The organism is Microvirga terrae (assembly GCF_013307435.2).
In the GTDB taxonomy this organism is placed as follows: Bacteria; Pseudomonadota; Alphaproteobacteria; order Rhizobiales; family Beijerinckiaceae; genus Microvirga; species Microvirga terrae.
Map to the genome: position 1 here is coordinate 4422693 of NZ_CP102845.1, position 13426 is coordinate 4436118.

Here is a 13426-nt window from a genome sequence, read left to right on the forward strand (position 1 = left end):
CCGATTCCATCTCGGGAGCCATGCATGCAACCCTCCATCGCCGCCTGTCTCATCCTGCTCGTTGGAACGGTCGCCCCGGTGGTTACGCTGGCAGCCGACAGCGAGCGATCGCTTCCGGAAACGGATCTTGCCGCCCCTTTCCGCACGAAGGAACGCACCTATTTCCGCGAGCACCGACTGCGTGCGTACGAGCGCTCGCGGGCAGGAACGAGCCAAGGCGCCACCTGCACGACGCCGAGAGGCGTGTGCTGGATTGCGGAGCCCCTGTCCGAGAGCAGTGACTGCGCCTGCGAAAGCCGACACCTCGGAACGATCCACGGCACAATTGGTGGCTGACTAAAATAATCCGTTAACCATCTGGACAGATAGCAAGCTCAGGCATTATCCACATCGTGAACCTTCCGGCTTTCGAGGAAGCACGATGGAACAGACGGGAAAACGCCACCCCGCCAACGATGCCCTGGCCTATCTCATGAACCTGATCGCGCTCGCGTTCAGTTTCAGCTGCCTTTGGATTGTCGCATCCGCTGCCAAGATGTGATCTTGTATCCGCAACTTAGCGGGAGCGGAACTCCCTGGCCGCATCGGCGACTTGATAGCTCCAGTAGGTGAGCTGGGCGGCGGCACGACCGATGATGCCGCCATTCCACGTCAGACCGAAGGGCGCGAAGAGACGGTAACGGTCGCTCTCGCCCGTAATGCCTTCTGCGACCACCGTACCGCCGATCGCCGTGGTGTTCATACCGTGACCGCCGAAAGCCGTGCAGTACCAGACGCCTGGCTTCCATGACCCGATCTGCGGCATCAGGTGTCGGGCGTACGACATGAGACCCGACCAGGCGACCTCTACCTTCAAATCAGAGAGTTGCGGATAAGTCGTCACCATCTCCCGTCTGAGCAGAGACGCGATGTTGCGCGGATCGGTCGTTCGGGTGGTGATTCGTCCGCCCCACAGAATTCGGCTCCCCCCATCGACCCGACGATAGTAATCCCCTGCCCGACGATCATCGAGAATCGCCGCCTGCATGCGAATGGCTCCCTGGACCAGATCCGGCGACGACTCGGTCAGCAGAACATAAGTGGCAATCGGCAGGAATGCGCGTTTGAGGGCGGGCAGCACGTCATCCGTATAGCCGCCCGTTGCAAAGACCACGTGCTCGGCGGAAATCTCCGCGCCCGTCGTGCGGACGATCTTGCGGGGTCCCTCAAGATCTGCCGACGTCACGGGCGAGTGCTCGTGAATGGCTGCGCCCAGCCGCATCGCTTCGCGCGCCAGCGCACTCCCGTAGTTCAAGGGATGGAAGTGAAAAGCATCTTCATCCAGAACGGCCTCGTGGTATCTGGGCGAGGCGAGCAACTCTCTCACCTCAGCCCGCGGCAAGTAGCGCAGCGTCTGACCGAACTCGCGCTGCTGGCTTTCACTGGCCGCCTGCAAGGCTCCCCGCGAGTCATAGCGCAGGACTTTTGCGATTCCCGGCACCGGATGAGCGTCCTTGATGCCGAGTTCGTCGATTTCGCTGCGCACGATGTCCACGCCTTCCATGGAAAGCCGGAACAGCTCCCGCGCGTGATCGGATCCTACGCGCCGCTCGATGGAGGAAAGGCCGGTCGCATAGCCTGCGGAGACGAAGCCGCCGTTACGGCCAGAGGCGCCCCAGGCGACACGACGGGCTTCGAGCAGAACGACGCTCCGTCCGGTGCGCGCGAGCTTCAGTGCCGCGGTGAGGCCGGCCAGGCCGCCGCCGATGATGCAGACATCTGCCTCCATGCGGCCCGCAGCCTCCGGATAGGTTTCCGATATGGCGGCCGTGCGGCTGTAATAGGTGTCGACATGGGCTGGCAGCATGCGTCGGGCTAAAGCGTGAGGTCGGAAGCATTGAGATAGATCTCAACCAGCATCTCGCAGCCCTGACGGTCCTCTTCATCGAACCGGTTCGGGCTGGGGCTGTCGAGATCGAGCACACCCAGAACCTTTCCGTCCTTGGTGAGAGGCACGACGAGCTCGGAGCGCGAGGCACTGTCGCAGGCGATATGGCCCGGGAAGGCATGCACATCCGGCACCACGATGGGTTCCTTGCGCTCAACCGCTGCGCCGCAGACGCCGCGGCCGACCGCGATCCGCACGCAGGCCGTCTTGCCCTGGAACGGCCCGAGAACGAGTTCCGATCCACGCATGAAATAGAAGCCCGCCCAGTTCAGGTCCGGCAGGAACTGGTAGATCAACGCCGACATGTTGGCGGCATTCGCGATCGCGTCCGGCTCACCCGCCAGAAGCCCGGAGAGTTGCTGAGCGAGGGAAGCGTAAAAGTCCCGCTTGCTGTCGGAGACCGGAATATCTTTGACTTCGAACATGGCAATTTCCTTAGGATTTTCAAAGAATTTTGTCCAGACGTCCTATTCTGCGGCCATATCGGACCTAGCCCCTTTTGCGAGGTCCAGACCCTGGTGGTCGCACAGGCGGCGGTAGAGGCCGCCTTTTCTGTAAAGCGTGAGGTGGTCCCCCTCCTCCACGATCCGCCCCCGGTCGAACACGAGAATGCGGTCGAGAGCCCGCACCGTGGACAGCCTGTGTGCGATCACTACGGAGGTGCGCCCCACCATGAGCCGTTCCATGGCCTGCTGGATCAGCACCTCCGATTCCGAGTCAAGGGCCGAGGTCGCCTCGTCCAGGATCAGAATGGGCGCATCCGCCAGGAAAGCGCGCGCGATGGCGACCCGCTGCCGCTCGCCGCCCGAGAGCTTCACGCCGCGCTCACCCACGAGCGTAGAGTAGCCTTTGGGCAGACTCATGATGAACTCATGCGCATTGGCGAGACGCGCCGCCTGCTCGATGTCGGCCATCGAAGCGCCGGGCCGCCCGTAGGCGATGTTCTCGGCCAGGGTGCGATGGAACAGGATCGGTTCCTGCTGCACGATCGCAATCTGCGAACGCAGGGACGCCTGCTCGGCCTGAGCGATGTTCTGCCCGTCGATCAGGATCTGCCCACCTGTCACGTCGTAGAGACGCTGGATCAGCTTGACGAGGGTGGTTTTGCCGGAGCCCGACGGCCCCACGAGGCCGACACGCTCGCCTGCTCGGATCATCAACGACAGATCCCGATAGAGCGGCGTCTCGTGTCCGACATAATGGAACGTGACACGCTCGAACGCGACTTCGCCACGGGAGATGTGGATCGGCCTCGCGCTGGCATGGTCCGGCACACCGATGGTCTCTCGATGGATCTCGACGAGTTCCTCCATGTCATTCACGGAACGGCGCAGGTTGTTGATGTGCATGCCGACATCGCGCAGGTATCCGTGGATCACGAAGTACGTTGTGAGCACGTAAGCGAGATCACCCGGCGTCGCGCGATCCTGCCACCATAGCCAGATGGCCGTTCCGATGATGGCGGCGCGAATGCCGAGCAGCGCGATGAACTGCACCGTGCCGCTGTTGGTGCCCCGCTGCCAGACGCGCCGGGTGCGGGTCTGCCACTTTCCCAGCACCCAGGTGAGGCGCCCGTCCTCGCGTATCTCGGCACCGAACGCTTTGACCACCGGGTTGCAGCTCAAAGCATCCGCCAGAGTGCCGCCGACACGGGTGTCCCACGCATTCGCCAACCGGGCCGCAGGCGCGACATAGAGGGTCGCCAGGAAGCCGGTCATGACGATGTAGGCCAGCGCGCTCACTCCGATGACGAGCCCCATCACCGGCCAGCGCAGGCCCAGGATGATCATCGAACCCGCCAGCACCGTGAGAGAAGGCAATAGGGCCAGCAGGAGCGTATCGTGCATCAGGTCGAGCGCCCACATGCCGCGCGTGATCTTGCGCACGGTGGAGCCGGCGAAGGAGTTGGCGTGCCAGTCGGTCGAGAACCGCTGCACACGTGCGAACGCATCCTGCGCGACGCGTCCCATCACCCGCAGCGTGAGCTCCACGATGCCGTAGAAGGCCAGATGACGCATGACGATCATGAGCAGGCCGAGGCCGGTCATGAACGCGAAGGCGACAAGCGCCGCATGCAGGGCAGCCTCGCGGTCGCTGCTGCCCGTCGCGATGGCATCGACGAGCCGCCCCGCGAAGACGGGCATGAACACGTCGGCCAAGGTCGACACCATCATGGTCACCATGATGAGCACCACATAGCGCGGCTCTTCACGCCAGTGGCGGAACGTGAATTTCAGGACATCGCGGGTGGCGTCCCCGCTTTTCTTCGACTGGTTCATGGAAGCGAACAGGCGGCGCTCGGAGCACGCACCTCTCCCCGGAAGAGTGAAGAGCGACCGTAGAAACGCCGGCTTACGGCGTCCGATGCCGCTCGAAGATCATCACACGTGATAGCTTGGTAAGGTTTGCCGGGCCTTGGAGCCCCGCCTGATCCGACCTAAAGTTCGGACGCGGGAGGAACGTTCAGCAAGCACATAGAAGCCATGCAGTCCTCCCTCTCTAGAAATTAAACCTAGACTCAAAGTAGTCCAGTTCCTTCAACTTGGCAACCGCAGTTTTGTTGCAGGATGATCTGGACCTTCATACGACTTCGAGCGGCCGATAGGGCCCGGACGGCAGTTCCAGTCGAACGGCATCCCCCGCTCTTACCTCGCCATCATCGACGACAACCCCCATGATGCCGGATTTTCGGACGAGATTTCCATGCGCGTCCCTGCCGAGGACAGCCTTCATGAGGCCTTTTTGGAAGCGATCAATCTGCACACAAGGGTTTCGCAGCCCTGTGACCTCGATCACGGCTCTATCGCCGATGAGCAGTCGCGCGCCCGTCGGCAAGCCGAGAAGGTCGATGCCACGCGTCGTGACATTCTCGCCCATATCGCCCGCACGGACGTCGAACCCTGCCTCACGCAACTCGTCGTGCAGCTCGGCATGGATCAGGTGAACCTGCCGCAGGTTCGGCTGGTTGGGGTCCTTGGCCACCCGAGAGCGATGCTTGACCGTCGTGCCGAGATGCGCATCACCCTCGACCCCTAGACCTGCCAGGAGACGAATGACATCCTGATTGGGCTTGCTGAAGCTGTGGCTAGGACTCGCACTGACGGCGGTAACGAATGCATGCATCGGGTGTCTCAGCCGCAAGGGAGTATTTCTCCCTTGTAGCGTCAGAGAACTGCCAGATCCACCGTTTCGAATCCCTTTTCGGCCAAGTGCTGCGCCAACACCCGGCGGTGGCAATTGGCGGGATCGCGCTCGAAGCAGAGCAGGCAGATCGGGCGTGTCAGCGCCAGGGCTTCGAGTTCCTGGAGGGATTCCTGGGCCGGCCCCGTGGCCAGAACCTCGTCGCAATAGATCCGGCGCATCAGTTCGCCGTCACCGGCTCGCGCCGCCTGTCGCCCCGCCTTCGGCGTCCCGAGCCTGATGAAATGCTGGTAGCCGATATCCTGGCCCGCCAGGGCATCACGCAGGGCCGATTTCGAGAACCCACGCTTGCGCGAGAGCGCGACGGCACGCACATCCGCGAGAACCGCGACGCCAGCATCCTTCAAAGTCGTGAGGAAGCGGTCCACGTCCGCTCCCTCGTACCCGATCGTAAATATCTGCGGCCTGTCCATGCCGTTAGGTTACATGGACGGTTGCGGATGTCGAGGCGCCTCAGGTTGCGTGTAGGGCCGCAGCGCTTCAGGCGTGCGGAAGTCGCGCGGCACCTCAAAGTCTCGCGCCGCCCCGTGGCTCTGCTCGATCCCCCGGGGATAGCCCGTGCGGCTGGAGTAATCCTGCATCGGCGGCAGCGGATGGGGGCTTTCGCGACTGAGGGTCTGGGCGCAATACACATCGAGGGCCGTCACGCCCGCCACAGCCGCCATGGCAATCCCGACATTGCCCTTCTTCGGGTTGTTGCCTTCGAGTGCGGTCGCCAGGGTCGCCAAGTCGAGCCCGTCACCCGCGACCCGCCCCCAGATCCACGGTGTCGGGTCCTTCGATGCCAGAATGCCGATGCCGGTCGCGATCTCACGAAGGCCATAGCCGGCAATCAGACCCTCCTGCCCCTTCATGCCCAACGCTCGCGCCAAGGCCCGAGGCGCGGCGATTTCAGCGATTCCAAGAGCAATGGAGAACAGCCCGAGCCCACGGGCGAGAGTATCGGTTGCCGTGTCGGCATGACCACGACGGCGCGTTCTTTCGGTTTCGTAACGCATGATCTCACCTATCAGGGTTTGATGACGACCTTGATGCAGCCGTCCTGCTTGTCGCGGAAGACTTTGTACATGTCGGGCCCTTCGTCGAGGGACACCGTATGCGTGATAACGAAGGACGGATCGATCTGGCCATCCTCGATCCGACGCAGGAGGTCGTCCGTCCAGCGGTTCACATGCGTCTGGCCGGTGCGGATGGTCAGCCCCTTGTTCATGATCGCCCCGAAGGGAATCTTATCGAGCAGGCCGCCATAGACGCCAGGAATCGAGAGGGTTCCGGCCGGGCGGCAGACATAGGCCATCTCGCGCAGCACATGGGGACGATCCGTCTCCATCATCGTTGCCTGCTTCACCCGGTCGTACATCGAATCGATCGTCGCGGTCGCATGCGCCTCCATTCCGACAGCGTCGATGCACTTCTCCGGTCCACGGCCATTGGTGAGTTCATTGAGCCGTTCGATCACGCTCTCCTCGTCGAAATTGATCGTGATGGCGCCTCCGGCCTCCGCCATCGCGAGACGCTCGGGGACCCGGTCGATGGCGATGACCTGCTTCGCCCCGAGCAGGATCGCGCTGCGGATCGTCATCTGCCCAACCGGGCCGCATCCCCAGATCGCCACCGTGTCGGTCGGCTGGATGTCGCACTGAACCGCCGCCTGCCATCCGGTGGGAAAGATGTCGCTGAGGAAGAGGAGCTTCTCGTCGGGAATACCGTCCGGCACCTTGATATGGGTTGCATCGGCGAAGGGCACGCGCAGGTACTCGGCCTGCCCGCCGGGATAACCGCCGGTCAGATGCGTGTAGCCGAAGAGCCCCGCCGTCGTATGGCCGAAGGCCTTCGCGGCAATATGCCCGTTGCGGTTCGTCCGTTCGCAGACCGAGAAATTGCCGCGCTTGCACTGATCGCACTCGCCGCAGATGATGGTGAACGGGATCACCACGCGGTCGCCAACCTTGAGCCTGCCTTTCGACTCGGCTCCGACTTCGACGACCTCACCCATGGTTTCATGCCCCATGATGTCGCCGGACTTCATTCCGGGCATGAAGTGATCGTAGAGATGAAGATCCGAGCCGCAGATGGCGCAGCTCGTCACCTTGATGATCGCGTCGCGCGGGTGCTCGATCTGTGGATCGGGGACTGAATCGCAACGGATGTCGGTGGTGCCATGCCAAACGAGCGCCTTCATCGAATTCTCCTCAGATGCCTGCAAATGGCCAAGCTCCGCCGCTCGACCGCCTTCGTCACAGGAAAGACTTCTTGAGGAGCGTTGCGTTCCCTGAAGCGAGCCGAAAACTGCTCACTATTCCGTAGAAACGATATCGAGAACGTGCTCGGGCAGGCTTAGGATCAGATCGGCGAGTGCCGGTTCCAGAACCTGATGGGCGGCCTCCTCGACCGGAAACCACTGAGATTTCCGCTGCCCCTTCTCGCGCCAGGACTTGAGCTGCTTGGAAACCTCGAGCGGATAGACGTTGACGCGGCACAGGTCGAAGTGAGCAGCCCGACGCTTCCAGTAATCATAGGAGCCGAGAGGCGTGTTCTTGATCTCGCCCTTGACGCCAGCCTCCTCCTCCGCCTCCTGGGCGGCGGCCTTGTGGGGCTTCTTGCCCTTCATGGGCCAGCCTTTCGGAATCAGCCAGCGCTTGGTCTCACGGGATGTGACGAGAAGGACCTCGAGCTTGCCGTTCTTGATCCGGAAAGGGAGTGCCGCAACCTGGCTGAGTTCTTCTTTTGGGGTCTGGGGCATTCGACGAGAGTAGGACTCCTAATGGGATAACTTGTAACGTAGATGATTTGAGCCGGCTAAGAAAGGGTAAAGTCGAAAGCTGCCGAGAACGCCTCCGGCCTCATACGATTCTCTATCCTCTCAAAGCTTCATGACCGCCTCATAACAATGGAAGCCTCCATTTTGATCCAGAAGGACGCCCACCGTGATGACGACTGAGAGCCTGGACATGAGATTCGCCGCAGCCTGCGCCATCGCCCGCGAGGCCGGCGTACTGGCCCGTAAGCGCTTCCTGGAAAGGCCGCGTTCGCAACGGCCGGACTTCAAGGGTCCGCAGGACTTCCTGACCGCGACCGACGCGGAGGTGGAGGAACTGATCCGCGGCCGCCTGAGCGAGCTGTTCCCGGGCGATTCCTTCTTCGGCGAGGAAGGCGGCGGCTCCTTCGAGCGAGATGTCTGGGTGGTCGACCCCATCGACGGCACGGCGAATTTCGCCCGCGGGATCCCTCACTTCGCCATCTCCATCGCCTTCGTGCGCGAGAACCGGGTCGAGATCGGGGTGATCTACGACGTGATGCATGCCGAGCTCTACACGGCCCAGCGGGGGCGGGGTGCCATCCTCAACGGAGAGACGATCCGCGTCAGCGGACTCGAAGACATGAAACAGGCCACCGTGGAGGCAGGCTGGTCGCCACGCCTGCCGCCCGAGCCCTATATCGCCGTGGTGGACAAGCTCAAGACGGCCGGCGCCAACGTGCGCCGTGCCGGGTCGGGCACGCTGGGCCTTGCTTACGTAGCGGACGGGCGTATCGACGCCTATTGCGAACTCCACATCAATTCCTGGGATGCCTTGGCGGGCCTCTTGATCATCGAAGAGGCCGGCGGCTGGACCAACAACTTCCTGGCCAAGGATGGCCTCAGGAAAGGCAATCCCGTTCTGGCCTGCACGCCCGGACTGGCCGCTGCTCTCACAGAGGCGACAGGGATCGCGAAGGAGCCCTGAGACCGCATCTTATTCTAAAGATTCAGATTTGGAGCGCCGGCCAGGCACTTGACCCGCCGCCACAATGGAGGGAGCTTAGCCGACCAACCAATAACAAGAACGACATCACGGGAGGATAGAATGAGCGCAAAGAAGAATCTCGTTGCGGCAACCATGCTGGCAGGGACCGTGACGGCCCTGTCCTTCATGTCCGCAGGAACGGCTCAGGCCCAGGGCGCGCTGGTCATGTATTGCGGCGTGCAGGAGGAATGGTGCCGCGCCATGACGACCGCTTTCGAGCGTGAGACGGGCATCAAGGTCTCCATGACTCGTAAGAGTGCGGGCGAGGTCTACGCCCAAGTCAAGGCCGAGGCCGCCAATCCCCGCGCGGATATCTGGTGGGGCGGCACGGGCGACCCGCATATGCAGGCTGCCGAAGAAGGCATTACGGACGAGTACAAGTCGCCGAAAATGGGCGAGTTGCAGGACTGGGCCGTGCGCCAGTGGGAGCAGTCCAAGGGGCGCACGGTCGGCATCTATTCCGGCGCTCTCGGCTTCGGCTACAACACGGAACTCGCGCAATCAAACAAGATCGGCGAGCCGAAATGCTGGGCGGATCTGCTGAAGCCCGAATTGAAGGACGAGGTGCAGGTGGCGGATCCGAACTCCTCGGGCACCGCTTATACATTGCTCGCAACCATCGTTCAGATCATGGGCGAGGACAAAGGCTTCGAGTACCTGAAAGCCCTGCACAAGAATGTCAATCAATATACCAAGTCGGGCGCTGCTCCGGCCAAGGCCATGGCACTCGGTGAGACGACCGCGGGTATCGCCTTCATGCACGACATCGTCACGATGGTGGTGGACAAGGCGCCCGTGAAGGTGGTCGCCCCATGCGAAGGTACTGGCTACGAAATCGGCTCCATGTCGATCATCAAGGGAGCCAAGAACCTGGACAACGCCAAGAAGTTCTATGATTGGGCGCTCACCGCGGATGCCCAGAAGCTCGGTGCGGAAGCCAAGTCCTATCAGGTGCCGTCGAACAAGAGCACTCCGGTTCCGCCACAGGCTCCCAAGCTCGCCGACATCAAGCTGATCAACTTCGATTTCGCGAAGTATGGATCTTCGGCCGAGCGCAAGCGCCTCCTGTCCAAGTGGGACAACGAGGTCAAGAACCTGCCGAAATAGGCGGACTTGAAGCAGTTTCTGGCGAAGTGGGACTCTGCTTCGCCAGAATCCATTACTGTTGTGATCATGGGGGCCGAGTTCAGCATCGGCCTTGAAGCGAGAACAGAAGATGTCACGGGCAACCCTTGGCTGGATCGTTCTGGGCTGGGTCGGCTTTGCCCTCCTGCCCTGGTACGGCTTCGACCGCACGGTCGTCCCGACCCTTGCGGATTATTTCGTCGGCGGGTCGGCTTTGATCCACGGCATCAAGGGCGCGTGGTGGCTTCTGCCGATCCTGATACCCTTGTGTCTGGGCCTTATTCCCGTGATCCGCCCCTTGGCGCAAGCCAACGGTGGCTGGCTCATCGCGTCCGGGCTTCTGGGCCTCGCGCTCTTCATCCTTCAGGGCTTCGCCATCGGTCTCAATGGCTGGACGCTCGACATCCTGAAGGGCCTCTTCGGCTTACCTGGACCGAGCCAGGCCGGGATGGGCTATGGCGCGGCTCTCACCGCGACCGCCTTCCTCATCATACTCTGTCATGGCCTTGCAGCACGCGGCTGGTGCCGGGGCGATGCATTCGTCACCTCATCGATCGGTGTCGTCATTGCGCTGATCATCGTGTTCGTCTTCTTCCCGGTCACCACCATTCTTGCGAGTGCCTTTGCGGACAACGACGGCAACTTCGCCCCGTACGAATTCCTGGTGAAGTTCCTGGATCGATCGATCTGGGGGCTCGACTGCCTGTCAGGTGATCTGCGCTGCGGCGTCGCCTGGAACACCCTGTTCCTGGGCCTTCTCGTAGGCGTCGGCACCACCGCTCTCGGCCTTGCCTTCGCGCTGATTGCCACGCGCACGGATTTCCGCTTCAAGAAGCTCCTCCGCGTGATGAGCGTTCTGCCCATCATCACGCCCCCCTTCGTGATCGGCCTCGCCCTGATCCTGCTTTTCGGCCGCTCAGGCGCGCTGTCGGCCGTCCTGTGGGACTGGTTCGGCGTGCCGCGGTCACGCTGGATCTACGGATTGCCCGGCGTGCTGATCGCGCAGCTTCTCGCCTTCACGCCAATTGCATTCCTCGTCCTGATCGGCGTCGTGCAAGGCATCAGCCCGACGCTCGAGGAGGCCTCGCAGACCCTGCGCGCGAAGAGCTGGACGACCTTCTGGACCGTGACGCTCCCCCTCATGCGTCCGGGGCTCGCCAACGCCTTCCTCCTCGGGTTCGTGGAGAGCCTGGCCGATTTCGGCAACCCGCTGGTGCTCGGCGGAAACTACGAGGTGCTTTCGACCAAGATCTTCTTTGCCGTCGTCGGTGCGCAGCAGGACCAGGGCCGCGCGGCTGTCTTGTCCATCATCCTGCTCGCCTTCACTCTCGGGGCCTTCTGGCTCCAGCACGCCTGGCTCGGCAAGAAGGTCTACACGACCGTCACCGGCAAGGGCGATGCCGGCATCCCCCTGCCCCTTCCACGGCGGGTCGCGCTGGCCTCCTATCTCACCGCATTGCCCTGGGCGATCTTCACCGTTGCCGTTTATGCGATCATCCTGGTCGGCGCCTTCGTGCGGTCCATGGGCCGCGACTACACGCCGACCTTCGAGCATTTCCTCACGGCATTCCGGGTGGAGAGCTCTGGCTCGGGACTCTACTTCTCCGGCTCAGCCTGGGACTCGTTTTTCGCCACCGTGAAAGTGGCTGCGCTCTCGGCACCGCTCACGGCCGCCATCGGCCTGCTCACCGCTTATCTGCTCACGCGCCAGCGCTTCTCCGGGCAGCGCGCTTTCGAATTCGGCACGCTGCTGAGCTTCGCCATCCCCGGCACGGTCGTCGGCGTGTCCTACATCCTCGCCTTCAACGTGCCGCCGATCGAAATCACCGGAACCGGGTTCATCCTCGTCATGTGCTTCGTGTTCCGCAACATGCCGGTCGGCGTCCGCTCCGGCATCGCGACCCTGAGCCAGATCGACAAGAGCCTCGACGAAGCATCGCTGACGCTGGGGGCCGGCTCGTCAACCACCATGCGCCGCGTGGTTCTGCCATTGCTGCGCCCGGCCATCGTTGCGTCCCTCGTCTATTCCTTCGTGCGCGCCATGACGGCCGTCAGCGCCGTGATCTTCCTTGTCACGGCCGAGTACAACATGGCGACGACCTATATCGTCGGTCGTGTCGAAGCCGGCGAGTTCGGCCTCGCAATCGCCTATTCCACGGTGCTTATCCTCGTCATGCTGGTTGCCATCGTGGCGATTCAGCTCGCGGTCGGCGAGCGGCGCCTCGGGCGCCGCAGTGCGAGCACTGCTCCCTCTCCCGTTGCCGTGCAGGCGGTCCCATGAACAACATATCCTCCATCCACGCCTTGTCCCGCTCGGCACCCTCGAAGAAGCAGGCTGCCTCGGTGCAGTTCCGCAATGTGACGAAGCGCTACGGCAGCGTCACCGCCGTGGACGACGTCTCCTTCACCATCGAGCCGGGCCAGCTCGTGACCCTTCTCGGCCCGTCCGGCTGCGGCAAGACCACGACCCTGCGCATGATCGCGGGGCTCGAGATGGCGAGCGAAGGCCAGATCCTGATCGGTGGACGCGATGTGACGAACCTGTCGGCGGCCGACCGGGACGTGAGCATGGTGTTCCAGTCCTACGCGCTCTTTCCTCACATGTCGGTGCTGGAGAACGTCGCCTACGGGCCGTCCGTCCAGGGAGTGCCGAAGAGGAACGCGATCGAGATGGCCATGGAGAAGCTCGCGCTGATCGGCCTCAAGGGTCTTGAGAAGCGCGCTCCCTCCGAACTCTCCGGCGGGCAGCAGCAGCGGGTGGCGGTCGCCCGGGCGCTCGTTCTCGAGCCGCAGGTTCTGCTTTTCGACGAGCCTCTGTCGAACCTCGACGCCAAGCTGCGCCGGCGCGTGCGCGAAGATATCCGCGAGCTTCAGCAGAGCCTCAACCTCACCGTGGCCTATGTGACGCACGATCAGGAGGAGGCGCTTGCCGTCTCCGACCACATCATCGTTATGTCGAATGCCCGGATCGCCCAGACCGGAACGCCGCGCCAGCTCTACGAAGAACCGGCGAACCTGTTCGTCGCCGATTTCATCGGCGACGCCAACATCATCCCAGGTGAGGTTGTGGACGTCATCGGGCCCACCGCGCAGGTGAATGTCGGCAATGTCCTTCTTCAGCTCCCGCATAGAAATTCTGGTCTGGGTTCGGTCAAACTCGCCGTCCGGCCTGATGCGATCCTGCTCGATGAGGCCATGACCGGCCCCCTGTCCGGCACGGTTCGCAAGGCGTCCTATCTCGGCACGCAGGTGGAATACGAAGTGGAGAGCCCGATCGGGAATCTGTTCGTGGTCCAGTACGGGCGCAAGGAGCCAATCGCGCCGGGCACACCGGTGTCGGTCGCCTTCACGGCACAGCGCGGCCTTGCCGTCATCCCGAACTCGTAAG

At 62.7% G+C, this 13426-nt stretch carries 13 protein-coding genes; 5 read left to right on the forward strand and 8 right to left on the reverse strand.

Annotated features, from left to right (window positions below; genetic code table 11):
* The first annotated feature begins 24 nt into the window (after positions 1 to 24).
* Complete coding sequence (locus HPT29_RS20810; protein WP_173947134.1) at positions 25 to 336, forward strand: hypothetical protein; 312 nt, start codon at positions 25 to 27, stop codon at positions 334 to 336.
* Positions 337 to 556: 220 nt separating this feature from the next.
* Here the strand turns inward: HPT29_RS20810 and HPT29_RS20815 are convergent, their stop codons facing one another.
* From HPT29_RS20815 to HPT29_RS20850, 8 genes are all read right to left on the reverse strand, one after another.
* Positions 557 to 1846, reverse strand: a complete 1290-nt coding sequence (locus HPT29_RS20815) for an NAD(P)/FAD-dependent oxidoreductase (protein ID WP_173947133.1) — start codon at positions 1844 to 1846, stop codon at positions 557 to 559.
* A gap of 8 nt (positions 1847 to 1854) precedes the next feature.
* Positions 1855 to 2352, reverse strand: coding sequence for a GAF domain-containing protein (locus tag HPT29_RS20820; RefSeq protein ID WP_173947132.1), 498 nt, complete (start codon positions 2350 to 2352; stop codon positions 1855 to 1857).
* Between the two features lie 42 nt (positions 2353 to 2394).
* Positions 2395 to 4206, reverse strand: a complete 1812-nt coding sequence (locus HPT29_RS20825) for an ABC transporter ATP-binding protein (protein WP_173947131.1) — start codon at positions 4204 to 4206, stop codon at positions 2395 to 2397.
* A gap of 301 nt (positions 4207 to 4507) precedes the next feature.
* Positions 4508 to 5050, reverse strand: a complete 543-nt coding sequence (locus HPT29_RS20830; protein ID WP_173947130.1) for an MOSC domain-containing protein — start codon at positions 5048 to 5050, stop codon at positions 4508 to 4510.
* A 41-nt stretch (positions 5051 to 5091) separates the two neighbouring features.
* A complete protein-coding gene (locus HPT29_RS20835; RefSeq protein ID WP_173947129.1) occupies positions 5092 to 5541 on the reverse strand; it encodes a DUF488 domain-containing protein in 450 nt (149 codons plus the stop codon).
* 9 nt (positions 5542 to 5550) lie between these two features.
* A complete protein-coding gene (locus HPT29_RS20840) occupies positions 5551 to 6126 on the reverse strand; it encodes a cyclase dehydrase (RefSeq protein WP_173947128.1) in 576 nt (191 codons plus the stop codon).
* An 11-nt stretch (positions 6127 to 6137) separates the two neighbouring features.
* Entirely contained in the window at positions 6138 to 7310 is a 1173-nt protein-coding gene (locus HPT29_RS20845; RefSeq protein WP_173947127.1) for a zinc-dependent alcohol dehydrogenase, read from the reverse strand.
* A 114-nt stretch (positions 7311 to 7424) separates the two neighbouring features.
* Positions 7425 to 7871 carry an NUDIX hydrolase gene (locus tag HPT29_RS20850; RefSeq protein ID WP_173947126.1) on the reverse strand — a complete coding sequence of 149 codons (447 nt, stop codon included), beginning with the start codon at positions 7869 to 7871 and terminating at the stop codon, positions 7425 to 7427.
* Positions 7872 to 8079: 208 nt separating this feature from the next.
* Here HPT29_RS20850 and HPT29_RS20855 point away from each other — a divergent pair, with 208 nt between their 5' ends.
* From HPT29_RS20855 to HPT29_RS20870, 4 genes are all read left to right on the forward strand, one after another.
* Entirely contained in the window at positions 8080 to 8853 is a 774-nt protein-coding gene (locus HPT29_RS20855; protein ID WP_247654507.1) for an inositol monophosphatase family protein, read from the forward strand.
* Positions 8854 to 8973: 120 nt separating this feature from the next.
* Complete coding sequence (locus HPT29_RS20860; protein ID WP_173947124.1) at positions 8974 to 10020, forward strand: ABC transporter substrate-binding protein; 1047 nt, start codon at positions 8974 to 8976, stop codon at positions 10018 to 10020.
* A gap of 109 nt (positions 10021 to 10129) precedes the next feature.
* The gene (locus HPT29_RS20865; protein WP_173947123.1) at positions 10130 to 12319 is read left to right on the forward strand and encodes an ABC transporter permease; all 2190 of its coding nucleotides are present in this window, start codon (positions 10130 to 10132) and stop codon (positions 12317 to 12319) included.
* Positions 12316 to 13425, forward strand: a complete 1110-nt coding sequence (locus tag HPT29_RS20870; protein WP_173947122.1) for an ABC transporter ATP-binding protein — start codon at positions 12316 to 12318, stop codon at positions 13423 to 13425. Before HPT29_RS20865 ends, HPT29_RS20870 begins: the two co-directional genes overlap by 4 nt.
* Position 13426: the final 1 nt, after the last annotated feature.